The organism is Cupriavidus sp. USMAA2-4 (genome assembly GCF_001854305.1).
Taxonomy (GTDB): Bacteria; Pseudomonadota; Gammaproteobacteria; order Burkholderiales; family Burkholderiaceae; genus Cupriavidus; species Cupriavidus malaysiensis.
This window is the reverse complement of record NZ_CP017749.1, coordinates 1,576,921-1,598,623: the sequence shown is the minus strand read 5'-3', so window position 1 is coordinate 1,598,623 and position 21,703 is coordinate 1,576,921. Positions and strand designations below refer to the sequence as shown.

Below are 21,703 nucleotides of genomic sequence, written 5' to 3'. Positions count from 1 at the left end.
GGACGCCGTCGGCGGTTTGATAGAATTTTCGAGGCCCGCCTGGCGCCCAGGCCGGGACGCGGGGCGGCATGACCCAGATGACACCGGAGACAAATGATGCGCATCAGCGAGTTGGCCGATCGTTCCGGCGTCAGCGCGCGCATGCTGCGGCACTACGACGCGATCGGACTGGTCAGCCCCTCGGGACGTACGGAAGCGGGATACCGCGCGTACTCGCAAGCCGATGCGTGGCGCCTGTTCCAGGTGGAAAGCCTCCGTTCGCTGGGCCTTGGGCTCGCCGAGGTGCGTCAGGCGCTCAGCCGGCAAGCACCTCGCCCCGATGTACTCATCGACGCGCTGATGGTTCGCTGCCGGGAGCGGCTGGCCGCAGAGCAAGCCTTGCTTTCCCGGCTGGCGGCCGTATCCGCCGCCTCTCCCGAGGATTGGCCAGCAGTGCTGGAAGTCGTGCACCTGTTGCAAGGACTGGACTCGGCGCATGCGCCTGAGCGACAGCGTGCTGCATTCGACGCCGCGTCCAGCGATGCCCCGCTGGCAACACTCATCGCCCACGCCCTGCTTCAGGAGCAGGAGCCGAATGTCGCGGGTACGCTGCACTGGGCGCTGGGAAGAACCGAGGGCAGCGGCGTCGGCGTACTTGGCGCGGCACTGCAGGATCCGGATCCGGCACTGCGCGAACGTGCCGTGCTTGCGCTGGCGAAACTCGGCGGCGCCGAAGCGGTGGAGACGCTGCGTGGCTCGCTCCTCGACCCCACGGAGCGCGTGCGGTATCGCGCCGCGCGCGTGCTCGGCGGATGGGGGATAGCCGACGCCATTCCCCTGCTGATCGAGCAGGTTCTCGTCGGGGCGCACGATGTCGAGGCAGCCGATGCGTTGGCCGATCTGGCGGACGACCCAGCGATCGCCAGGCAAATCGTGGAACGCTTTGAAGCAGCGATCTCCGACGGCGCAGCCGATGCCCAGACCCGTGGCCGCATTTGCCAGGCGCTCGCCGAAATCGACGACACGGCGTCGGCCCTGCTTGAACGGCTGGCCGCAGATCCGGATCCGGCAGTGGCGCGCACCGCGCGCTACGTGATCGGCATTCGCAATCCATTCAGACGCCAGGTATCTGCGTAGCGGCCGTGCTCCGACGTCGCCTCACCGCGGAGAACCGACAGCGTCCATCGGCGCCTGCCGACCCAGGGAGAGGGTGCCGCGCCACGCCGCGGCGATCGGTTTAAACTACGCGCACCCGGCTTCCCGAGGAACACCGCGACATGGACCGCACGACACTCGACGCCTACGACGCTCACGCCGCGGCGTACGCACAAGACTGGCTCGACCAGCCGCCGCCAGATGACATGTATGCCTTGCTTGAGCAGTACTTCTCGCCAGGGCCGACCGCGGACGTCGGCTGTGGCGCGGGGCGTGACACCGCCTGGCTCGCATCGCGCGGGTTCGATACCACCGGCTACGACGCGAGTGAGGCCCTGCTGGGCGAGGCGCGGCACCGCTATCCAGGCCTGCGCTTCGAGCAGGCGGCGCTGCCGGAACTCGCCGGCGTGCCGCTTGGCGCGTTCCGCAACGTGCTCTGCGAGACCGTACTCATGCATCTGGACCCGCCAGCCGCTCTGGCGTCGGCAGCCCGGCTGGCCGCGCTGCTGGCTCCCGGCGGCACGCTGTACCTGAGTTGGCGCGTCAACGACGACACGCAGCGTGACGCGCGCGGCCGCCTGTATGCGGCGCTCGATACCGCGCAGGTGCGCGCCGCCCTCGGCGACACCATCGACGTGCTGGATGAGCAAGACCTTGTCAGTGAATCGTCGGGCAAACGCGTGCATCGGCTGATCGTCCGCAAGAACGGCTGACCCTGTCGCACCACGGACAATGATGTCCGTTTCAGCACGGCCAGCCCCGGACGGCTTTCCCCCGCATGGACTCGACCTTCCGATTTTCCGACCTTCCAGGACAGTGACATGACCGAAGGCGCTCTGACATTTACCAGTCAGGCCGAATGGGAAGGCTGGCTAGGGCAACACGGCAGCACTTCGGCCGGAGCATGGCTGCGTCTGGCGAAGAAGGGCACGGAGCAGCAGACCGTCAGCTACGAACAGGCGTTGGAAAGCGCCCTCTGCCATGGCTGGATCGACGGTCAAAAGCAGGCCGAGAGCGACCAGTACTGGTTACAACGCTTCACCCCACGCTCCGCAAGAAGCATCTGGTCCAAACTCAACAAGGACAGGGCGGAAGCGCTGATCGCCGCAGGCAGGATGCGCCCGCCCGGCATGCGCGAAATCGAGAAGGCGAGGAAAGACGGCCGCTGGCAGGCTGCTTATACGTCGGCCAGTCACTCGATCGTGCCGGACGACCTGCGGGCGGCTTTGGACGCCAATCCGGCAGCCAAGCAGTTTTTCGCGACACTGAACAGCCGTAACCGCTATGCCATCCTGTTTCGGCTACAGAATGCAAAAAAGCCGGAAACAAGGGCGCGGAAAATTGAAGAATTCGTCAACATGCTGAACCGGGGCGAAACCTTCCATCCGTAGGCCTTGCACTTCTTCCGGAGATTTTGCCAAACGGGGCATATAAGCCTTGATGACCGGACCGAGTGAACACAGACATCAGGCAATCCTTCGTCGGGCAGGCGTTCCGGGTCGGATTGCGGACCGGCGCGACTGTCGGCACAACTACCGGCCATCCACCCGCCGGACCAGGATCGGTATTGGCTTGCCCGTCACCAGAGCAACGACCACGTGACCGGCCTTGCCTGCATCCTGGTTCGGTGAGAACCGGCAGAAGGCCTGGGCCGTATTCTGGATGCAAGCGATCTCCACGCCGGCCAGCCAGTCAGGCGGGAAGTAGCTCTGGATCTCTTTTGCCGTGCTGTTCCTGTACTCGCAGCCCGCATCGCAGGAGATGTTCTTCCACTCTTTCCCAGGTATTTTCCCTGATGCCTCCCATTTCCCGTTTGAATGAGAGAGTCGGTAAAGGACACCGGTGGGAGCACGATTTTTTCCCAGGTACTCATAAGTTCCAGCATCGGAATCCGACAGGCCGCCCGCGAAGGCTATTGGCATGGCAGTCAATGCCGCAATGAGAGAGATTACCCGCCTCTTTTCCATCACCACCTCCTTTTAAAGTCAAGGCATTGCCAACACGGCCAATCTTGGGTGATCGCGGCAGAGCATGCCGCCAACCCACGTTCCGGAAATCCGTCGGCAACCGCCTTGCGCGCACAGCCTGCTTCTTCCCAATCAGCAGCATTCCAATGGACGCCGGCCATGCTAGTTCACGCCAGCTCCTGGTAGTTTGGGATTCCACGCAATGGGTTTCAGATCCGCCCTAATGCGGCCAGCTGGAACCAACCCAGGTCGCCCGGATGATCCCGTCGTTGCCTCTGCGCAGGAACCGGCGCCCCGCTCGCGACCGGCAGGCAGGCAGGCAGGCAGGCCAACCGACCATTTCCTTGCGCGGTAATGCCCCTTCTGGCAAGGTTCTGGGTGCCATCGCTGGTTGCCATCGGAACGCTCACCGATTGACCAATCGGTATCTCACTGCAAAAGGAAACCTGACCTGTCGCTGCAACCATCCGTCCGACGCGATCTGCTGATCCTGTGGCTTTCCATCGCTGCGGCCGCTCTTGTGCTGGGGTGGTTGCTGCTGCTCTTGAGCCGCCAAGGCGCCGGCCCCCAGATTGCGCATGCGCGCCAACTTACCTCGACCAGTTGCCAGGCGCTGCAAGCGGGCGCGGCACGCGTTCGCCAGCAACTTCCGTCTGCGGGCGATCGACGCCGATCCATGGCACCCGCCGCCGCGCAGGCGGTGCTCGATCTGGCGCTGCGCGACCAGCCGGGCATGGAAGGCGGCTTCTGGCGCGCGGATGCGGGTGTGGTGGCCTATGCCTTCCCGACCTACGACGGCACGGGCATCAAGCGCGATCCGCCGAGCGCCGAGCTGGAGCGCATTGGCTCCACGGCCCAGCGCGCGCAGGATTCCGCGGGCCTCGTGACCGACGTCCGGCCAGGCTTGCGCGAGGCCGTGGCGTTCGCCGCTTGCCCGGTGGAAGCGGTTGGCGGGGATGGCGGGGATGGCGGGCGCCTGATCGCCTGGACCCTGATGCGCGTGCCGCTGCTGGCCGCGGAAACGGTCAACACCTTGACCCTTGCGGTGAGCCTGCTGCTGGCGCTGGTCGCGGTCTCCGGCGCCTGGCTGGGCTGGATGATTTCGCGGTGGCAGCGCCAGTCGGCCCATCTGCAGCAGCAGCTGGCCCAGTCCGAACGCCTGGCCACGCTGGGACGGGTGTCCGCCGGGCTCGCGCACGAGATCCGCAATCCTCTCGGCACGATGCGCATGAAGGTGGAGAACGCGATGGCGGCGCCGGCCGACCTGCGCGAGGCCCGTGTGGCCGGCGCGCTGGAGGCCGTGCTGGCACAGACCGAGCGCCTCGAGACGCTGGTATCGAGCCTGCTGGCGTTGACGCAGCCGTTCCGCGCGGAGCGCCAGGTCGTCGACCTGGCAGCGTGGCTGGAAGAACGGCGCAATGCCCATGCCGAAACCGCGCAAAGGCTTGGCATTCGGATCACGCTGGCGGTTGCGCCGGAGCTGGCCGCCAGCGCGCGGGGGCTGGCGCTGTTCGACCCGGCGCAGATGGCGCGGGTCTATGACAACCTGCTGCTCAATGCGATGGCGCACACGGGAGAAGGCGGCGAGATCGAACTCGGTGCGCGCGGTGCACGCGGTCCGCGCGGCCCACGCGGTGGCGCATTGCTGTTGTGGGTGGCGGACGATGGCTCCGGCATTCCGGACGACTTGCGCGATACGCTGTTCGAGCCGTTCGCCACCGCCCGCGCGGGAGGCACCGGCCTGGGACTGGCGTTGGTGCGCGAGATCGTGCAGGGCCACGGCGGGCGGGTCGCTCTCGCCGAGTCGGCCAAGGGAACGCGCATCGAGATGGAGCTGCCATGGCCAAGATCCTGATCGTCGACGATGACGCCGCGTTCCGCGGCAGTCTTGCGGAAATGCTGCAGGACCTGGGACATGTGGTGCTGCAGGCCGAGGCCACCGATGCGGGCCTGCACAGGCTGCGCACCGAGAACGTGGATGCGGCCATCGTCGACCTGCGGCTGCCGGGGGAGGATGGCCTGGCCTTCCTGCGCCGCGCGGCCGGCATCTCGCCGGTGCCCTGCATCATGCTCACCGCCTATGCGAGCGGCGGCAACACCATCGAGGCGATGCGCCTGGGCGCGTTCGACCACCTGACCAAGCCCGTGGCCAGGGCCGCCCTGGTCGAAACGCTGGAGCGCGCCCTGCGGCGGGACGCCGATACCCCCGACCGGCCTCAGGCGGCCGTCGCGGCGCCTGGCGCCAGAGAGCCCGTGGATGGCTCCGAACTGGTCAGCAGCAGCGAGGCCATGCGCCAGGTCTTCAAGCGCATCGGCATGGCCGCGGGCAGCGACGCCACGGTGCTGGTCCTCGGCGAGACGGGAACCGGCAAGGAACTGGTGGCGCGCGCCCTGCACCGCAACAGCGGCAGAGCTGCCGGGCCCTTCGTCGCGGTGAACTGCGCCGCGATCCCGGCCGAGCTGATGGAAAGCGAGCTGTTCGGCCATGTCAAAGGGGCGTTCACCGGTGCCGTCCATGAACGCATCGGGCGCTTCCGCGAGGCCGATGGCGGCACCCTGTTCCTCGATGAGATCGGCGACATGCCGCTGTCCACGCAGGCGAAGATCCTGCGGGTGCTGCAGGAGCGCGAGATCACCCCCCTCGGCGCCAGCCGCGTCCAACCCGTGGACGTGCGCATCGTCGCCGCCACACACCTCGACCTGCCCGCCGCGGTCAAGGCGGGGCGCTTCCGCGAAGACCTGTGGTACCGCCTGCAGGTGGTGCCGCTGTGGCTGCCACCGCTGCGTGAGCGCCTGGGCGACGTGCTGCTGCTGGCCGAGCATTTCCTGCGCCTGCTGGGCGGCGACCCGCCCAAGCGGCTGAGCGCCACGGCGGCCCGGCTGCTGCTGGCCCACTCCTGGCCCGGCAATGTGCGCGAGCTGCGCAATGCCATGGAACGTGCGGCCATCCTCAGCCACGGATCCGTGATCGAGGTCGAACACATCGGCTTGCAGGCGGCGGCCGCGCCGGCCCCGGGTCTGGACATTGACTGGGACGGCCCGATGGCACTGGCCGTCGCCCGCGTGGAACGCGAAATGATCGTGCGCGCCCTGGCGGCGACGGCCGGCAACCGCGCGGAGGCGGCGCGGCGACTCGGCCTGTCCCGCCAGCAGCTTTACCGCAAGCTGGCCGAGTTCGACCTCGATTGAGCCTGCCGTAGCGAAACCGGTGTCCGCTGCGGTGACACCCTGGCGTCACCGCAGCGGACAGTCCGTCCCGTGGCTTCCGCGCAAACCCTTGATTTCATTGCAACTCCTTGTTGGCATGGTGCTTGCGCCACAGCTTGTGGCGTTTATCCCAACCCAAGGAGTTTCTCCATGTCTACGCATTTCATCGCCCTGTCTGCAGCGCTTGCGTTCGGCCTGTGCAGTCTGCCCGCGCATGCCATGCCGCCCGGCCCCGCCCCCCATCTGCCGCCGGCACCGCATCAGCGGCTGGATGCCCCTGGCCTGATCGGCCAGTACGCGGTGGAAGGCCAGGTCCAGCGGATGCTCACCAATCCCTACGGCGAGGTCGACGGACTGCGCCTGAGCGACGGAACGATCGCCAAGTTTCCGCCGCATATGGCCGATGCACTCACGGCCACGGTCAAGGTCGGGGACACTGTCCGCGTCATCGGACGAGCCGAAGCGCGGGGCACGGTCAGGGCTGACGCCATCGTCCACGCCGGCAACGGGCGCACCGTGTATGACCAGCCGCCGCCGGCAGGCGAAGGCCGCGTCCTGCCGCCGCACCTGCGCGCCCAGCGCCTGCAGCCCCTGCAGGCGGAAGGCCGCGTCGAGTCCGTCCTCACCGGTCCGCGGGGCGAAGCCAACGGCGTCATCCTGAGCGACGGCACCATCGTGCGCTTCCCGCCTGAGAGCCTGCGCCTTTCCGTGCAGGCGGGCGCGCCGTTCGCGGCGTCCGGGCTGGGCACGCGCAATGCGTTCGGCACCTCACTGGAGGCCGTCAGCATGGGCACCACCCTGTCCGCCCTGCAGCCGCTCTACGACCGCGTGCCGTAAGCACAAGCCCCCATTTGTCCCGGGCCGGCGCGGCGGATGCCCGCTCCGGCCCGGCGCAGCGTTCCCGCCGATCGGGCTTCGGCTTCATCTGCCTGTGCGCCTTCTTCGTGCTCAAAGGACCGCTGAACTAAGAACCGATGATGGCAACACCAACCCTCCCCACGGCGCACACCAGTTCGCGCAGCTGGCTGTCCGGCCTGAACTTCTTCCTGGCCGACGTCCGCGACGGCCTGGGGCCCTTCCTCGGCGTGCTGCTGGCCAGCCATGGCTGGCGCGCCGATGACATCGGCTACGTGATGGCCGCCGGCGGCGTCGCCGGCATGCTGGCGATCACGCCGATGGGCGCATGGGTCGACACGTCGCGCCGCAAGCGGACGCTGCTGGCAGGCAGCACCATCACGCTCATGCTCGCCACGGCGGCACTGTGGAGAGTGCCGTCGTTCGGCGTCGCCATCGCCTCCCAGGTGGTGTCCGGTGCGTTCGGCGCGTTGATGGGTGCCGGCGTCATGGGCATCACCTTGGGCATCGTCGAGCAGAGGGACGTGTCCCGGCAACTCGGCATCAACGAGGCCTGGAACCATGCCGGCAACGTGGTTGCGGCGGCATTGGCCGGGCTGGCCGGCTACCGCTGGGGGCTGTCAGCCGTGTTCGCCTTGATGGCCCTGATGGGATGCGCCGCGCTTGCCTGCTTGTGGAGGATCCATCCACAGGACATCGATCATGAGCGGGCCCGTGGCGGTGGCCCCGCATCCAGGCAGCCGGAGCAGCCGGAGCAAGGACGCAGCCCTGCGCCGTCCATCCTGCGGGTGCTGACGGATTCGCGCGAGCTGGGCCTGCTCGCGATCACCATGCTGCTGTTCCATCTGGGCAATGCCGCGATGCTGCCCCTGTTTGCGCAGTCGATCGTCACGCGCGGACTGGGGGACCCCAGCGCCTTCACGGCATCGATCGTCATCGTGGCGCAGCTGGTCATGATTCCCGCGGCGCTTTGGGCCGGACGGCACGCCGGCCGGCACGGGTACCGGGCCCTGATCATTGCCGCCCTGTCGGCCCTGCCCTTGCGCGGGCTGGTCGCCGCTTGCTGGGAGTCGCCATGGGCATTGATTCCGGTGCAGGTCCTCGACGGCATCGGCGCGGGCCTGCTGGGCGTCGCCTTGCCTGGACTTGTCGCCTGCCTGCTGCGGGGCACTGGACACGTCAATGCAGGACTTGGCGCGGTGATGGCGATCCAAGGCGCGGGGGCAGCCATGAGTCCCGCGCTGGCCGGCTGGATCGCGCATCGCTTCGGCTATAGCGCGGCGTTCGTCGCCTTGGGCGTCGTTGCCGCGATCGGACTACTGACCTGTCGCTTCGGCCTTCTCTCCCGAATGCATCCGCCCGGCTCGGCAGGCGCTCCGCTCGCCGGGCACGGGGATGCGCTGATCGGGACATTCGAGGGAAAGCCGGAGCGAACCGAAGCCGCAAGAACGACGGCTTGCCCATCGGGATCACCATGACCGGAGTCCAGCGTGGTACTGACAGACTTCGTCTTGGCGTGCCGGTGGCACGACGAGCCGGATCCGGCTTCGGGCGGGTTGCCAGGCGGCGCTGGCTTGCCAATCAGCCTCGCCGTACCGACGGAATCTGGGGCGGTTGCCAGTGTCTTGGAATCGCGATAGCCTCTGCTGCGATTACCCCCGGAAGCATGATGCGCATTGCCAAATGACTGCCACCATCGTAGGAATCTTTCTGCTTGTCTACCTGGGGATGATTCTCGGCGGGCTGCCGTTCTTTCAACTGGATCGGACGGGCGTGGCATTGCTTGGCGCGATTGCCTTGATCGGCGTTGACGCAGTGCCCCTGGAGGCCGCAGCAGGCTCCATTCACCTGCCGACCATCATTTTGCTGTTCTCCTTCATGGTGGTGTCCGCGCAGATGCGCCTCGGCGGCTTCTACGACTGGGCCACACAGCGGTTCGCTGCGTGGTCTTATCGGCCGGCCGGTCTGCTCGCGGCGCTGATGCTCGGTGTCGCGGCACTATCAGCGGTATTCAGCAACGATATCGTTTGCCTGGCCGTGACGCCGGTGCTCATCGAAGCCTGTCAGCGACGGCGCCTGGATCCGGTGCCCTATCTGCTGGGCCTGGCCTGCTCGGCCAATATCGGCTCCGCGGCCACCTTGATCGGCAACCCGCAGAACATGCTGATCGGACAGACCCTGCGCCTGCCGTTCTTCGGCTATATCGCCGAGGCGGCGATCCCGGTGGGCCTTGGCCTGCTTGCCGCGTGGGCGATGATCACCTGGCAGGTGAGCGGCCGATGGGAGGGGGCCGCGCCGGCGCCCGCCACCTCGGCGGGAACGTCCGATGGTGTGGCCGACGGTGCGGCCGATCGCGGCAACGGCGTGCCGCTCGATCGCTGGCAGACGGCGAAGGGCCTGATGGTTGCCGCGGTGCTGTTGATCGCCTTCCTGGTTGGCCCATGGCCGCGCGAGCAAGTGGCACTGATCGGCGCAGGCGTGCTGCTCCTGAGCAGGAAGATGCACTCCACGCGAACGCTCGGCCTGGTGGACTGGGAACTCCTGGTCCTGTTCATGGCGCTCTTCGTCGTCAACCATGCCATTCAGCAGTCCGGCGTGGCGTCACAAGTGATCGGCGATCTCGCGCGTGCAGGGCTGCATCTCGACCAGCTGGCCCCGCTGTTCGGGGCAACCTTTGTGCTGTCGAACCTTGTCTCCAACGTGCCGGCTGTCATGCTGCTGCTGCCGTTGGCACATCACGAGATGGCCGGGCCGCTGCTGGCGCTGGTGAGTTCGCTGTCGGGCAATCTGCTGATCGCCGGCAGTATCTCGAACATCATCGTGGTGGATGCCGCGGCCAGGCGGAACGTCCGCATCGATTGGCGCCGTCATGCCAGGATCGGTATTCCAGTCACGCTCGCGACGCTGGCGATCTCCGCGCTCTACCTGACGGTACGGGTAAGCTTTCTCACTTCCTGATCGCGCCGCAGGTCATCGTCCTGGAAAATGCTTCTTCGATAATTCGTGTATTGGCAACCGAAGGGGCCGTATGCACCTGACTTTGGATCTGGGCACCATTATTCTCCTGCACATTACCTCGTTGATGGCAGGCGCTGCGGCAATCCTGCATAGCCGCAAGCGTACCGCCCGGCGCATCGGCTTAGGGCGTCTCGCCATTGCCTTGATTACCTTGGCAATCGGTGCAGTACTGGCCGCATTCGGAGAACGTGCCGCATTACCGCTCTGGCTGTGGACGCATTTGAGCCTGGTCCTGGGCACGGTCGCCTATCCGCTGCTCTGGGACGGCATGCGGCGCCTGAGCGGCCGCCGCCGCAGCCTTTACTGGATTGTCATACTCGTGCCGGCGGCATGGTTCGTCCTTGGCATCGTCTCAGGATTCCCGCTCGTCGATGCTCGACGGGCAAGCGTCTTTCACCTGACCGCAGTGACATTCCTGGCGGCTTCGGCAGTCGAGATATGGCTGGACCGGCATAGCGAGCCCCTGCCTGCGCGCCGTCCGCTGGCTGCGTGCCTGCTGGTGAGTGCGCTGATCTATGCGGTGCGCCTCGTCTGCATCGTTTTCGATATTCCATCGGCATTTGACTTTGCCACGGCTTTTTTTCTTCAGATTTTCGTCAATTTCTGGATTGCGCTGCTGGTGGTGACACTGGTGCGGGAGCGGCGCGAGGCGGGCCTTCAACTGGCGGCAGACACCGATGCGCTGACCGGCGTCGGCAACCGCCGGTGGTTCCTCGCGCGCCTTCCCGCAGCACCGCTGGCAAACAGCGCTCTGGCGATCCTGGACGTGGATCACTTCAAGCAGATCAACGACAGGTTTGGCCATCCTGTGGGTGACCATGTGCTGGGGTCGGTTGCCAGAGCGGTCCGGGATGCGCTGCGGGAGGGAGATGTCCTGGCGCGATTCGGCGGCGAGGAGTTCGTGCTCTTTCTTCCGAATGTCGATGCGCAAGGCGCCAGGGCGGTCGCCGAGCGGCTGCGCCATCGAATCGAAACCATGTCGGTTGTCATCGATGGCGCGCGCATCAGTGTCACCGTCAGTATCGGTGTGGCCTGGAGCGGCCAGAAAGGCGGCACCTGGGATGCCTGGATACAGACGGCGGACACGGCTTGTTATGCGGCGAAGGGCGCCGGGCGCAACCTTGTGAAGACGAGCGTCGTGTAGATCCCGCCGCAGTCAGGTGACATAAGGTGGCGTCCGGTGTGGCATCGAAACACCAGGCCTGGCACTATGGCGCGAGGAACTTCACCACCGCGCCCACCGTGGCGTGCGGCTGCTCCTCCATCAGCCAATGGCCGGCATCGGGAATCACCAGTTCCTGCACATTGCTGGCGGCATTGCGCATGACGATCGCCTCGTTCTGGCCAAAGGACTTTTCACCGCCGATTGCCAGCACCGGCATGGGCAGCTTGGTGGCCAGCGATTTCTGATTGTCCTCGGCGTCCTGCGGAATCGACAGGAATTGCGCGAATGCAGAGTGCATGGCGCCCGGCTTCGCATAGATCCGGGCATAGTGAACCCGCGTCGCCTCGTCGATCTTCGAGGCATCCCCTGCGAATTCATTCCAGAACCTGTCCAGGTAGATCCGCTCCCGGCCTTTCACCAGCCGCTCCGCATCCGGGCCGCCGAAAGAGAAATGCCAGAGGGCGGGCATGCGGACGATCTGTTCCCACGGCGGAATCCCCGGCACCGGGGCGTCCATCACGATCAGCCGCGTCGTCTTGTCCGGATAGCGCGCCGCATAGGCATAGGCCACCATGGTGCCGATGTCGTGGCCGACCACGTCGGACTGGTCGATTTTCAATTGCGTCAGCACCGAGCGGATGTCGGCCGCCTGTGTGCGCTTGTCATAGCCGCCTTCGGGGTGTGATGACAGTCCCATGCCGCGCAGATCCGGAACCACCACGGTATGCGTGCGAGCCAATTCGGCGGCCAGGGGTGCCCACATATCGCCGGTATCGCCGAAGCCGTGCAGCAATACCACCGCCGGCCCGCTGCCGCCGACGCGCACAGACAGGGTAGCCCCGTCGGTCTGGATATTCTGGTGACGGAATCCTGGCGGATACGGCTTCACCTGGGCTTGCGCAGGCTGGGTGATGGCAAGCAAGAGGACGACGGCGGCAAACAGTTTTCGCATGGTCTTTTTCTCTCGGGGCGCAGTGGCCAGGGTCGATCAGGAAGCGGCCCTCTGGAGGGGACGCAGAAAGTGCGTGGCGCGAACCTGCTAAAGCGTAGTGCAAGCCGCGCGTGGCGCAAGCATGATTTCTTCCGCTCCTGCATCGAGCTCTTGGAAAAACTCGCGGGAGCCGGGTGATTCCCTGGCCGACCGGCTCACCGCGACCTTGGAAATGGCCTTCTCGTGCGCCCGCCGACGCTCGACCGTGGCTTATTTCTGCGCCATCGCCTCGAACACGTCGGGGTACCGGCCACCCGAGATGTTCTCGGGAGTAAATGTCGCCTCCAACTGCGCGCACTCCCCCGCGGTCAGAGCGAGATCGACAGCCGCGGCATTCTGCTCCAGATGCGCGATGCGCTTCGCACCTGGAATAGGCACGATATCGTTCCCCTGTGCCAGCACCCAGGCGAGGGCGACTTGCGCAGCGCTTGCCCCCTTTGCCGCTGCGATTTCCTCGATCACCGTGACCAGTCGCCGGTTCGCCTCGATGTGGCCAGGCTGGAAGCGCGGCAGGCTGTGTCTGAGATCTCCCGGCTCCAGCTCGGCTGCGGCGGGCACTTTGCCGGTCAGGAAGCCGCGCCCCAACGGGCTGAACGGGACGAAGGTGATACCTAGCTCTCGGCAGACCTCAAGAACGCCGTTCGTTTCGACATCACGGGTCCAGAGAGAGTATTCGCTCTGCAGGGCAGCGATCGGATGGATGGCATGAGCGCGGCGCAGCGTCTCGGCAGAGACTTCGGAAAGGCCGATCATGCGCACCTTGCCCTCTGTCACGAGATCGGCCATCGCGCCGACGCTATCCTCTATCGGCACTGCTGGATCCACGCGGTGCAGGTAATACAGATCGATCACATCGGTCTGAAGCCGCTTCAGCGAGGCCTCGGCTACAGCCTTGGCGTTCTCAGGCCTGCCATCCGTTCCCGTGATCTCGCCGAAATCGGTTCGATCGCGGCTGTAGGTGAAGCCGAACTTCGTCGCGATGACCACCCGCTCGCGATAAGGCTTGAGCGCCTTGCCCAAAAGGATTTCGTTGCGGTACGGGCCGTAGACCTCAGCGGTATCGAACGAGGTGACGCCGAGATCGATCGCCCGATGTAGCGTCCGGATCGAAGCCGCCTCATCTTGCACACCATAGGCCTGGCTCAGCCCCATGCAGCCCAGGCCAATGGCCGAGACCTCAATTTTTCCGAGCTTGCGATGCTCCATAAGGCGTTCCTGTTTGCATTGGGTTTGTGATGAACGCAGGTTAAATGAGGCGAACAACGATGATAAGTGCTGTAATAGAGATTGGCTTAATCTAATATTTCGATCAATGGATCGAACACAGCTTTCCCAACTCGTGGTTTTCGTGACCGTGGCCGAGACGGGCAGTTTTCGCGCTGCGGCCGATCGGCTCGGCATCGCGCCCTCGGCAGTCAGCCATGCGGTCTCTACACTGGAAGACAGCCTCGGTTTGCGACTCCTGGCGCGAACCACGCGCTCAACGCGCCCCACCGAGGAAGGGGCGCGTCTGCTCAGCCGGGTAACCGCGCCGCTTGCCGAGATCGAGACCGGATTGACAGAAGTGGTCGAAGGCGCGGCCGCGCCCTCCGGCCCCTTGCGGATCACCATGCCGCTTTTCGCGGCCGACGAACTCGTCATGCGCCGCCTGCCGGAGTTCACTGCGCTCTATCCCATGATCGAACTGGATATCCGTACCTCGGACATTTTTGAAGATATCGTCGAAAGCGGTTGCGACGCCGGCATCAGGCTCGGGGAAAGCCTGGAGGCCGACATGATTGCCGTGCGCGCGGGCGGGCCCCGGCGCGGCCTCATCGTCGCCGCGCCGGCCTATTTCGCCAAGCATCCCAAGCCAGCACATCCCCGCGACCTTGCGGCACACAACTGCATCCGTCGCCGGTTCGAGAGCGGACGCGTATACCGTTGGGAATTGGAGCGCGACGGGCACGCAATCAGTGTGGAGGTGAAGGGAAACCTGATCCTTCCACAGCAGGCCCTGATGCGGCAGGCGGCGTTGGACGGTCTTGGATTGGCTTTCCTCTTTGAGGAATCGGTCTCGATCGACGTTCGCGAGGGTCGCCTGATTGCAGTCATGGAGGATTGGTGCCCGTTCTTCGATGGCTTTCACATCTACTACCCTTCCCGGCGACAGATGCGACCGGCGTTGCGGGCCTTCATCGAGTTCTTTCGCTATCGCGCATAGCAGAGTCCTTTCGAACGGAACGCGGACCGCTGGCAGAAACGCATCGCTCCATCCGCGCGGGGCCTGCCACGTGCACCGGTTCTTGCGGATAACGGACAAGGCAGCGGACTTCGACCAGATCGACGCGCATGACCCGAGTCGGGTTTGACAAGACCGACCAGCCTCGATGGCAATCCGCCGATGCGGCGTGACGGGCGTCAGGACCGACCGGTCACGCGAGAACATAGCTTGTGTGGGCGTCGGCTACGACCAGTCGTTCCGTACTTCGCCACCCCTATGGCGGTTGGTTCGGTCGTACTACTTGTAGTAGCCGACGCCGCATCCCAGGCCGGCGACCGCGGTAACGAAGCTCGCCTTCGGCACCCACGTCTTGTCAGCGCCAGCCTTGGGAGACATGTAGCTGACCTCATTGACCTGGCCCTCTTTTGCCGCGTCATAGAGCCTCGGGCCATACACGTCGCCCGTAGGGTCCTTGAATGTCCTCACACTCTTGCCGAGCAGCCCCCTGACGTTGGGATTGCCGACCGCGACGAGGAGTCCGTCGCTGAGATTGAAGCAGAACGGATAGAGATCGCCGACCAGAAAGCCGTTATCGCCCTTGTTGATCTGGTCGAGCGTCTTGGCCTTATCGGCTTTGATGGCCGCAACCGTCTTTTCAAGCATGGCCTTAGCGTCCGCCGCAGTACCTTGCGCGAATGCCGTAGTCAAGAACAAGGCGGCCATGACGCCTGGCGCGCCGATCACGAGCCTACGAAACATGGACATTCCTCTCTGCTCTTCGAGCAATTTGCAGTTAGCGGTAAAACAGTCATCTCTTTGTCGGCCAGTGGGAGCTATCACGGGCGAGTTACGGTAGCGACGACATCGGGCTTCAACACCGTGATGACCAATTCGTGAATCGCCTGCTTTGCCTCGCTGGCCGCCTGCTCGTCATAGCCGACCGTCACGCCACGCTCGACACACGGGTCATCGTAGGTAAAGGGTTTCCCGGTTCGCGCGTTGACCAGCAAGCCGTTCTCCAGCTCCATGGTCCTGCAGTTGCGGGTTGTTTGCGCCCGCGGAAGCTGCACAGCCGGCGTGAGGGCCCGCGAGTCGAAGGCATGATTGGCCCTGGGATACTCGATCAGCATGGCGTCGTTACCGTTCGCCCTCAGTCTATCCACATAGCCACGGCAAGGGCCGACCGGATCGTAGTTGTCTGCGCTGCCCTGGAGAATTCTCAACGGCTTCGCAACAAGGTCGTCGTCTTCGCGATACGTATAAGAGCAATCAGGATAGAACGCGACGTAGGCCGCAAACTCCGTCCCGGGTGAGGCGTGCAATCGATGAAACCGCTTCAGGCTTGCATAGAGTGCATTCTGCCCGCCTCGCGAGAACCCCACGAGCATGATCCTTGCCGGGTCGATCCGCGGGTGTTTTGAGAGAATCGCGAGCGCGCGAAAGGCGTCTTCGATTTGCGCCAGGCGAGGTAGCTGAGCCTGGTCGTTGATGGTGCTGGTAATGCCGCGGGCGGAAAAGCTGTCGAGGACAAAAGTGGCGACGCCCATGCCCAGAAGATATTCCTCCCAGTCGGTCACCGAACTGCCGATACCGCTTGAGCCATGCAGCAGAATCACCAGTGGGAGCCGGTCCACCCCGGCCTTGGGAAGCCGAAGTTCGCCCGCGATCGTTGCCGGCCGCCCGCCCTCCACACCGCTCAGGAACTCCTGGTCCGACCTCGTGACAGTCGGAACGGGAATGACCTCGGTCCGAGCGACCTGCGCCAGTCCGTCGGACGACAGGAACCCGAGGACAACGAGCAGGCAGAGGTGGACAGCCGAGCAGGTGATTGCGGCCTTCATGGCGCCCTCCCTCTTGTATTTCATTGTGAGCGCAGATTCACATGCGCAACATTGGCTCCCCAATAGTCTAGGTAGTGCGATGCTCTTCTGCTAAACGATTTTTCTTGCGCGAAAGAAAGGGGCCTGAAACGAGCTGGCGCTTGCATGCCTGCCTGCCCCAGCCAGCCCTGGCCCGGTCAGAAAGCGTCGAACTGTATCTGTGAGACTGCACAATTGGCCAATATGCTAAGCCGTCCTCAACCACGCAAGCCAGCGGTCAGTCAAATCCTCGTCGCCGCGACGAGCCGCCAGCGTTGCCCCATCGCCATGTTGCAGATACTAGGCAAGGCCTCTTCCATCAATGTGCGCAAGGTACTCTGGACCTGCGTCGAACTGGACCTCGCGTTCACCCGCGAGGACTGGGGATCGGGCTTCCGCGCCACCAGTGCACCCGAGTTCCTTGCCCTCAATCCCAACGCGATGGTGCCCGTGATTCGCGACGGAGACTTCACGCTGTGGGAATCGAACACGATCCTCCGCTACCTGGCCAACCGAGAGCATGCCATCCATCTCTACCCGACGGCGGCGGCGGCCCGCGCTCGCGTGGACCAATGGATGGACTGGCAGGCCACGGACCTGAACAGGTCGTGGTCCTACGCGTTCCTGGCGCTTGCCAGGCGTGATCCGGACTATCAGGATCCGGAGCAGATCGCGCGCTCCAGCGCGGCATGGGCCAGGCACATGGCAATCGTCGAAGGACAACTCGAGCGCACCGGAGGCTTCATCGCCGGAGCGTCGTTCACCCTGGCCGACATCCCGATCGGCCTCTCGATCAACCGCTGGCTCGAAACACCTCTGGCGCACGAAGGCTTCCCGGCGACGCTGGCCTACATGGAGCGCATGGGCAGCCGGCGGGGCTTTGTCGAGTATTGCCGCAACGGCACCCCCTAGTCCACTGCGTCATTCGACCCTTCTGGCACGACGCTCACGATGTTACGACTCGTCGACATGTTCTTCTACGGCCTCCACATGGACGCCGCTGGCCTGGCAAAGAAGGGGGTGCATCCGCGCCAGCCGCGCATCGGGTATATCCGCGACCACCAGATCGTGGTCGCGACCAAGGCCGTTCTGACGCGCGCAGACGGCAAAGTCGCGGCGGGAATGGTCTACGCGCTCACGCACCGCGAGATCGACCGACTCTACGCCGGACTCGACGACTACCGTGCCGAAGCGTTTATCGTGCAGATTGACGCTCCGGCGCAGAGCGATCCCGTCTTCATTCCGGCGTTGGCCATGGTGCATGTCGCGCCATGCCTCCATGGTGCGCTCGACGCGGACTACATCACTCGGCTTGGCGCCATTCTCACGGCCTTGGGTCTCCCCACTTCGCACTTGCCCCACGTCGGATAGATGGTGAGTCCCGGGCGATTGGCGCTCCTCATAGGGACGTTTGGATGCGTCTTCCCGAGGGTCCGACCCCTCAAGCATATTGCGCAAGGCCGTGGCCGAGGGACCAGTTTTCCTTCGCGACTTCCACGAGGCTGACGAACACATCCTCCGGACGGATACCCGGGCTTTCGCCAAGCAGTTCCGCGGTTCGTCGAAACAGGGCCTTTTTTTGTTCCACGGTGCGAGTGTTGTTCGCCGTGATCTGTATGAACACGAGGTCGTCGCTCCGAGCGACGCCAAGGTAAGACGAGCCGTAGCGGAAGCTGGCGGCCTCGTGCTCGGTGATCGTCATGAACTGGTCGTCCGCGGGAACGTTGAAAGTTTCATGCATCGCGCGGTAGATGCCGTCGAAGATTGCCTGTCTGTAGGCCTCAGTCTTGCCGGCGCGCAGTGCGATATGAACGAGTGGCATGTGTGCTCTCCTCCTTGGTTGTCGCGACTGATACTATCCATTCCGATACGCTATGCACGCATATTTCAACGATAAACTTTTGAAATGACTGTGCCCTCCCTGGACTTGGACGCCGTAAAAGCCTTCGTCCGCATCGCGGAGCTTGGAAGCTTTACGCGTGCTGCCGAGGCATTGCAGACGACGCAGGCCGCAATCAGCCTGAAGCTGAAGCGGCTCGAAGACAGACTGGGTTTCCGACTCATCGAGCGGACGCCTCGGTACGTGGAACTCTCGGCGCGGGGCGCATCGTTCCTGGCGCACGCGCGCGAACTGCTGGCGGTACACGACCGCGCGTTGTCCGCGCTTGCCGGTGTCCGGCAGCGCGTCACCATTGGCATCAGCGACCATGTCGCGGGACCGGAACTGCCGGCCTTGATCGCACGGATGAACGCGCAAGACCCGGAGTTGTTGCTCGAAATCCGCATAGGGTCGTCCGGTGATCTTCTGCAAAGCTTCGACCGCCGGGAGCTCGACACGGCCATCGTCCGCCTGCATGTCGGCCGGAGCGACGGGGAACTGGTTGCCGAAGAGAAGCTTGGATGGTTCGCCGCGCCGAACTGGCAGCATCGAGCGGGCGAACCTCTGCCGCTTGCCACGCTCGCCGAGCCCTGTGGCGTGCGCGCGATGGCCGGGAGCTTTCTCGATGCCGCCAAGGTGCCATGGAGAGAGGTCTTCGTCGGCGGCGGCGTGGCGGCCGTCGCGGCGGCAGTCATGGCCGGGCTGGGCGTTGCTGCCCTGGCACCGCGGATGCTGCCATTCGGTGCGATCGACATCGGCTCGAAGCTCGGCCTGCCCGAGCTGCCGCGCCTGCCCATCCTGCTTCACACCAGGGCGAAGACCGGCCGTACGGCTGACGCACTGGCCGAGCTGTCAGCCGCCTTCCGCAGCGCGGTACGCGGGTAGCCGCCTATCGGGAGTCTTTTGCCAACATCCGAATCTGTCGACAAGATGGGCGACGGAGTCGATCGTCCCGTTGAATCATGACCGGGGGCCGGCAGTGCGCCGAGGACGCTTGCCGACACTGGGCGGCCGTTCGGCAGCACCCGACGGACGTGCCGCTTGTTGTCGCGACACGCTTGGCGCCACGCCGGTCCATCGCTTGAAGGCTTGCGAGAACGAGGACAGGTCGCTGAACCCCAACTCGTGGGCGATCTCTTTCACGGACAGGCGTCCCTCGGCAATCAGCGCCTGCGCCCTGGCCCTGCGCACAGCGTTCGAGATGTCGCGGAAGCAGGCACCCTCTTCCTGGAGCCGGCGCTTGAGCGTGCGCTCGCTGGTGTTGAGCAGCGTCGCGATGTCCTTCAACTGCGGAGGGCTGTCAAAGGCGTGCGTGGCCAGGTATTCCTGCAGAAAGGACACCATGTCCGGGCGAGTCCGCCTGCGCACCAGCAACTCGGCACACATGCGCTCGCACATCGCCGCGGTGACGGCGTTCGCTTGCGGCAGGGGCCGCTCGAGGTGAGCATGCTCGAAGGTGATCGCGTTGGCGCGCTGGCCATGCCGAACCCTGGCGCCCAACACATGGCTCTTCCCGCCGGGCTCCGCGTCGCAGGCAAGGTCAAATGCCACGAGTCCGAAAGCGCTGCCGATCACGTCGCGCAGCACCCGGCAAGTGGCCCCCATGGCCCGCCCGACGAAGAAGCGCTGCAGATCGGCAGGCAGTTCCGGCGCTGGCTCGAAGGTGACCACGTCGCACGGCCCGGCGCGGCGATGCACGATCCCGACGTAGGTATAGGTCAGCGCCAGATAGCGGCGTGCCAGCGCGACGGCCGCCTCGCCCGTCGCGCTGCTCAGCAGGCCGTACCCCAGAAGCCCGTAGGCCGAGAGGTGGTAGGACAGGCCGACCTTCAGGCCGAGATCGGCTTCGTGCCGGGTCAATCTCAACAGGTTCGCGGCAACGGCCAGCTCCTGCGCGGCCTGCACCGTGAAATCTGGATCGGCGAGTTGCTTCAGGGGAAGCTGTGAGCCTCTGAGCAACGCCGATGGCGCGACGTTGCGACCGCGTCCGTACTCGATCATGAGTAAAACGGAAGCCGGACTACGTGCAAAGTTCCAGACATTCATGTGGCGCCTCGCCCAGGGTGTTGGCCTGGATTCTAAAGCGATTGGCCCACCCCGACATGGACCGCGCAGGGGGGCGCGAGCAAGATTGCGGCATCGTAACCCGCGCCGCGAGATCAGCATGGATTCTGCACGTCTTGTCAGTCACGCCCGAACACTGATGCTCGCGATCGGGCTGTCGAGCAGTCTGGGCGCGCCTGCGCGCGCCGACGAAGCTTACCCGTCCAACCCAAGCCATACAGCCGCCATGCCGATGACCTACGCGAGCCAGACCATCTGGCGCGACATGCAGCAGTTCCTCCCACCTGACTTCCAATGGCAACAGGGGCAACTGCCCCAAGAGGAATGGTGGCACTGGAGCGGCCATCGCCTCCATCTCGATACGTACCGCAACCCGCAAGCGACGGTGAAGGTCATTCTGTTCCACGGCGTCGGCACCAACGGCCGGCAGATGTCGATGATCCTGGGCGAGCCGCTGGCGCGGCGCGGCTACGAGACCATCGCGGTCGACATGCCGGAGTACGGCATGAGCGAAGTCGCCGCAGGCTCGCTGGTCCGCTACGACGACTGGGTGCGTGCCGGCAGCGATCTGGTCGACGCTGAGCTGGCACGCGACAATCGCCCGATCGTGCTGTACGGACTGAGCGCGGGGGGCATGCTCACGTACCAGGTGGCCGCGCGGAACAAGAAGGTGAAAGGCATCGTCGGCATGACCTTTCTCGATCAACGCCTGCAGGCGGTGCGCGACGAGACCGCGCTCAATCCGTTCATGAGCCGCGTGGGAGGGGCGATGATGAGTCTCGCCGCCAAGACACCGCTGAGATCCATGCGCATGCCGATGGCAGTGGCAAGCAAGATGTCCGCACTGGTCAACGACCAGGCAGCACTGAAGGTCTGGCTATCCGACAAGCGCTCCGCAGGCAATGCCATGACGATAGCCTTTCTCAGTTCTTACCTCTCGTATCAACCGGCGGTGGAACCGGAGGCATTCGACATCTGCCCGATCCTGCTGACTCAGCCGGCGGCGGACCGATGGACGCCCTTGCATCTTAGCGAACCGTTTCTCAAGCGCGTGACACGGGTGCCGGTGAAGGTCGTCATGCTGGAAGGCGCGGGGCACTATCCGCTTGAACAACCAGGGCTCTCTCAAATGGTGGACGCCATCGACTCATTCTCTCGTGACGTCACCGCGCGCCCCCCCGAGACCGCGGCTCTCCCCTGACCGGGATAGCGCCCGCTGCCAAGGCAGCTTCCGCTTCTGCCGGGAACCCCATACCGCGCCGACCGGACGTCGGCCTCTGGGTGGAGGCGATCGCATCCTCCGGGCCTGGCCGGCTCGCGCCACCCGTGTGCCACCTCGGGCAGCACCGCCACGCCAGGTC

21 protein-coding genes are annotated in these 21,703 nt (G+C 65.0%); 14 read left to right on the top strand and 7 right to left on the bottom strand.

Going from position 1 to position 21,703, the window contains the following annotated elements:
• Positions 1 to 93: 93 nt before the first annotated feature.
• From BKK79_RS27210 to BKK79_RS27200, 3 genes are all read left to right on the top strand, one after another.
• Positions 94 to 1,116 (top strand): HEAT repeat domain-containing protein, encoded by a 1,023-nt coding sequence (locus tag BKK79_RS27210; RefSeq protein WP_084085203.1) that lies wholly within the window; start codon positions 94 to 96, stop codon positions 1,114 to 1,116.
• Positions 1,117 to 1,256: 140 nt separating this feature from the next.
• Entirely contained in the window at positions 1,257 to 1,847 is a 591-nt protein-coding gene (locus BKK79_RS27205; protein ID WP_071017027.1) for a class I SAM-dependent methyltransferase, read from the top strand.
• A gap of 108 nt (positions 1,848 to 1,955) precedes the next feature.
• Complete coding sequence (locus tag BKK79_RS27200; protein WP_071039350.1) at positions 1,956 to 2,525, top strand: YdeI/OmpD-associated family protein; 570 nt, start codon at positions 1,956 to 1,958, stop codon at positions 2,523 to 2,525.
• A gap of 141 nt (positions 2,526 to 2,666) precedes the next feature.
• On the opposite strand, the gene BKK79_RS39325 is transcribed toward BKK79_RS27200, so the two are convergent.
• The gene (locus tag BKK79_RS39325) at positions 2,667 to 3,101 is read right to left on the bottom strand and encodes a hypothetical protein (protein WP_084085201.1); all 435 of its coding nucleotides are present in this window, start codon (positions 3,099 to 3,101) and stop codon (positions 2,667 to 2,669) included.
• A gap of 676 nt (positions 3,102 to 3,777) precedes the next feature.
• Between BKK79_RS39325 and BKK79_RS27195 the strand changes: the two genes are divergently transcribed.
• The 6 genes from BKK79_RS27195 to BKK79_RS27170 all read left to right on the top strand — a co-directional run bounded on the left by BKK79_RS27195 (position 3,778) and on the right by BKK79_RS27170 (position 11,325).
• Positions 3,778 to 4,956 (top strand): two-component system sensor histidine kinase NtrB, encoded by a 1,179-nt coding sequence (locus BKK79_RS27195; RefSeq protein WP_232346455.1) that lies wholly within the window; start codon positions 3,778 to 3,780, stop codon positions 4,954 to 4,956.
• Positions 4,941 to 6,290 (top strand): sigma-54-dependent transcriptional regulator, encoded by a 1,350-nt coding sequence (locus tag BKK79_RS27190; protein WP_071039349.1) that lies wholly within the window; start codon positions 4,941 to 4,943, stop codon positions 6,288 to 6,290. The genes BKK79_RS27195 and BKK79_RS27190 overlap by 16 nt, the downstream gene beginning before the upstream one ends.
• A gap of 168 nt (positions 6,291 to 6,458) precedes the next feature.
• On the top strand, positions 6,459 to 7,145 hold the full coding sequence (locus BKK79_RS27185) for a hypothetical protein (protein ID WP_071039348.1): 687 nt from the start codon (positions 6,459 to 6,461) through the stop codon (positions 7,143 to 7,145).
• A gap of 140 nt (positions 7,146 to 7,285) precedes the next feature.
• On the top strand, positions 7,286 to 8,641 hold the full coding sequence (locus BKK79_RS27180) for an MFS transporter (protein ID WP_084085635.1): 1,356 nt from the start codon (positions 7,286 to 7,288) through the stop codon (positions 8,639 to 8,641).
• 205 nt (positions 8,642 to 8,846) lie between these two features.
• On the top strand, positions 8,847 to 10,121 hold the full coding sequence (locus BKK79_RS27175) for an anion transporter (RefSeq protein ID WP_071039347.1): 1,275 nt from the start codon (positions 8,847 to 8,849) through the stop codon (positions 10,119 to 10,121).
• A 70-nt stretch (positions 10,122 to 10,191) separates the two neighbouring features.
• On the top strand, positions 10,192 to 11,325 hold the full coding sequence (locus BKK79_RS27170; protein ID WP_071039346.1) for a GGDEF domain-containing protein: 1,134 nt from the start codon (positions 10,192 to 10,194) through the stop codon (positions 11,323 to 11,325).
• A gap of 64 nt (positions 11,326 to 11,389) precedes the next feature.
• On the opposite strand, the gene BKK79_RS27165 is transcribed toward BKK79_RS27170, so the two are convergent.
• Together BKK79_RS27165 and BKK79_RS27160 are read right to left on the bottom strand one after the other, a co-directional pair.
• On the bottom strand, positions 11,390 to 12,298 hold the full coding sequence (locus BKK79_RS27165) for an alpha/beta fold hydrolase (RefSeq protein ID WP_071039345.1): 909 nt from the start codon (positions 12,296 to 12,298) through the stop codon (positions 11,390 to 11,392).
• A gap of 249 nt (positions 12,299 to 12,547) precedes the next feature.
• Positions 12,548 to 13,543 carry an aldo/keto reductase gene (locus tag BKK79_RS27160; protein ID WP_071017039.1) on the bottom strand — a complete coding sequence of 332 codons (996 nt, stop codon included), beginning with the start codon at positions 13,541 to 13,543 and terminating at the stop codon, positions 12,548 to 12,550.
• A 106-nt stretch (positions 13,544 to 13,649) separates the two neighbouring features.
• Between BKK79_RS27160 and BKK79_RS27155 the strand changes: the two genes are divergently transcribed.
• Positions 13,650 to 14,540: a LysR family transcriptional regulator gene (locus BKK79_RS27155; RefSeq protein WP_071039344.1), complete on the top strand. Its 891-nt coding sequence runs from the start codon at positions 13,650 to 13,652 to the stop codon at positions 14,538 to 14,540.
• 297 nt (positions 14,541 to 14,837) lie between these two features.
• Here BKK79_RS27155 and BKK79_RS27150 read toward each other — a convergent pair whose 3' ends face one another.
• On the bottom strand, positions 14,838 to 15,299 hold the full coding sequence (locus BKK79_RS27150; protein ID WP_071040386.1) for a cache domain-containing protein: 462 nt from the start codon (positions 15,297 to 15,299) through the stop codon (positions 14,838 to 14,840).
• Between the two features lie 77 nt (positions 15,300 to 15,376).
• Entirely contained in the window at positions 15,377 to 16,381 is a 1,005-nt protein-coding gene (locus tag BKK79_RS27145; protein WP_071040385.1) for a dienelactone hydrolase family protein, read from the bottom strand.
• 306 nt (positions 16,382 to 16,687) lie between these two features.
• Here BKK79_RS27145 and BKK79_RS27140 point away from each other — a divergent pair, with 306 nt between their 5' ends.
• Positions 16,688 to 17,311 carry a glutathione S-transferase family protein gene (locus BKK79_RS27140; RefSeq protein ID WP_071039343.1) on the top strand — a complete coding sequence of 208 codons (624 nt, stop codon included), beginning with the start codon at positions 16,688 to 16,690 and terminating at the stop codon, positions 17,309 to 17,311.
• A 39-nt stretch (positions 17,312 to 17,350) separates the two neighbouring features.
• The gene (locus BKK79_RS27135) at positions 17,351 to 17,770 is read left to right on the top strand and encodes a hypothetical protein (protein WP_071039342.1); all 420 of its coding nucleotides are present in this window, start codon (positions 17,351 to 17,353) and stop codon (positions 17,768 to 17,770) included.
• A gap of 70 nt (positions 17,771 to 17,840) precedes the next feature.
• On the opposite strand, the gene BKK79_RS27130 is transcribed toward BKK79_RS27135, so the two are convergent.
• Positions 17,841 to 18,221 carry a tautomerase family protein gene (locus BKK79_RS27130; protein ID WP_071039341.1) on the bottom strand — a complete coding sequence of 127 codons (381 nt, stop codon included), beginning with the start codon at positions 18,219 to 18,221 and terminating at the stop codon, positions 17,841 to 17,843.
• A gap of 84 nt (positions 18,222 to 18,305) precedes the next feature.
• Between BKK79_RS27130 and BKK79_RS27125 the strand changes: the two genes are divergently transcribed.
• Positions 18,306 to 19,163, top strand: a complete 858-nt coding sequence (locus BKK79_RS27125) for a LysR family transcriptional regulator (RefSeq protein WP_071039340.1) — start codon at positions 18,306 to 18,308, stop codon at positions 19,161 to 19,163.
• A gap of 75 nt (positions 19,164 to 19,238) precedes the next feature.
• Here BKK79_RS27125 and BKK79_RS27120 read toward each other — a convergent pair whose 3' ends face one another.
• The gene (locus BKK79_RS27120; RefSeq protein ID WP_071039339.1) at positions 19,239 to 20,324 is read right to left on the bottom strand and encodes an AraC family transcriptional regulator; all 1,086 of its coding nucleotides are present in this window, start codon (positions 20,322 to 20,324) and stop codon (positions 19,239 to 19,241) included.
• 244 nt (positions 20,325 to 20,568) lie between these two features.
• On the opposite strand from BKK79_RS27120, the gene BKK79_RS27115 reads away from it, so the two are divergent.
• A complete protein-coding gene (locus BKK79_RS27115) occupies positions 20,569 to 21,543 on the top strand; it encodes an alpha/beta hydrolase (protein ID WP_442873303.1) in 975 nt (324 codons plus the stop codon).
• Positions 21,544 to 21,703 lie beyond the last annotated feature (160 nt).

Bases quoted from the DNA above. Each gene is read 5' to 3' on its own strand.
- BKK79_RS27210 (WP_084085203.1), top strand. From the start codon at position 94: ATGATGCGCATCAGCGAGTTGGCCGATCGTTCCGGCGTCAGCGCGCGC.
- BKK79_RS27205 (WP_071017027.1), top strand. From the start codon at position 1,257: ATGGACCGCACGACACTCGACGCCTACGACGCTCACGCCGCGGCGTAC.
- BKK79_RS27200 (WP_071039350.1), top strand. From the start codon at position 1,956: ATGACCGAAGGCGCTCTGACATTTACCAGTCAGGCCGAATGGGAAGGC.
- BKK79_RS39325 (WP_084085201.1), bottom strand. From the start codon at position 3,101: ATGGAAAAGAGGCGGGTAATCTCTCTCATTGCGGCATTGACTGCCATG.
- BKK79_RS27195 (WP_232346455.1), top strand. From the start codon at position 3,778: ATGGCACCCGCCGCCGCGCAGGCGGTGCTCGATCTGGCGCTGCGCGAC.
- BKK79_RS27190 (WP_071039349.1), top strand. From the start codon at position 4,941: ATGGCCAAGATCCTGATCGTCGACGATGACGCCGCGTTCCGCGGCAGT.
- BKK79_RS27185 (WP_071039348.1), top strand. From the start codon at position 6,459: ATGTCTACGCATTTCATCGCCCTGTCTGCAGCGCTTGCGTTCGGCCTG.
- BKK79_RS27180 (WP_084085635.1), top strand. From the start codon at position 7,286: ATGGCAACACCAACCCTCCCCACGGCGCACACCAGTTCGCGCAGCTGG.
- BKK79_RS27175 (WP_071039347.1), top strand. From the start codon at position 8,847: ATGACTGCCACCATCGTAGGAATCTTTCTGCTTGTCTACCTGGGGATG.
- BKK79_RS27170 (WP_071039346.1), top strand. From the start codon at position 10,192: ATGCACCTGACTTTGGATCTGGGCACCATTATTCTCCTGCACATTACC.
- BKK79_RS27165 (WP_071039345.1), bottom strand. From the start codon at position 12,298: ATGCGAAAACTGTTTGCCGCCGTCGTCCTCTTGCTTGCCATCACCCAG.
- BKK79_RS27160 (WP_071017039.1), bottom strand. From the start codon at position 13,543: ATGGAGCATCGCAAGCTCGGAAAAATTGAGGTCTCGGCCATTGGCCTG.
- BKK79_RS27155 (WP_071039344.1), top strand. From the start codon at position 13,650: ATGGATCGAACACAGCTTTCCCAACTCGTGGTTTTCGTGACCGTGGCC.
- BKK79_RS27150 (WP_071040386.1), bottom strand. From the start codon at position 15,299: ATGTTTCGTAGGCTCGTGATCGGCGCGCCAGGCGTCATGGCCGCCTTG.
- BKK79_RS27145 (WP_071040385.1), bottom strand. From the start codon at position 16,381: ATGAAGGCCGCAATCACCTGCTCGGCTGTCCACCTCTGCCTGCTCGTT.
- BKK79_RS27140 (WP_071039343.1), top strand. From the start codon at position 16,688: ATGTTGCAGATACTAGGCAAGGCCTCTTCCATCAATGTGCGCAAGGTA.
- BKK79_RS27135 (WP_071039342.1), top strand. From the start codon at position 17,351: ATGTTACGACTCGTCGACATGTTCTTCTACGGCCTCCACATGGACGCC.
- BKK79_RS27130 (WP_071039341.1), bottom strand. From the start codon at position 18,221: ATGCCACTCGTTCATATCGCACTGCGCGCCGGCAAGACTGAGGCCTAC.
- BKK79_RS27125 (WP_071039340.1), top strand. From the start codon at position 18,306: ATGACTGTGCCCTCCCTGGACTTGGACGCCGTAAAAGCCTTCGTCCGC.
- BKK79_RS27120 (WP_071039339.1), bottom strand. From the start codon at position 20,324: ATGAATGTCTGGAACTTTGCACGTAGTCCGGCTTCCGTTTTACTCATG.
- BKK79_RS27115 (WP_442873303.1), top strand. From the start codon at position 20,569: ATGCCGATGACCTACGCGAGCCAGACCATCTGGCGCGACATGCAGCAG.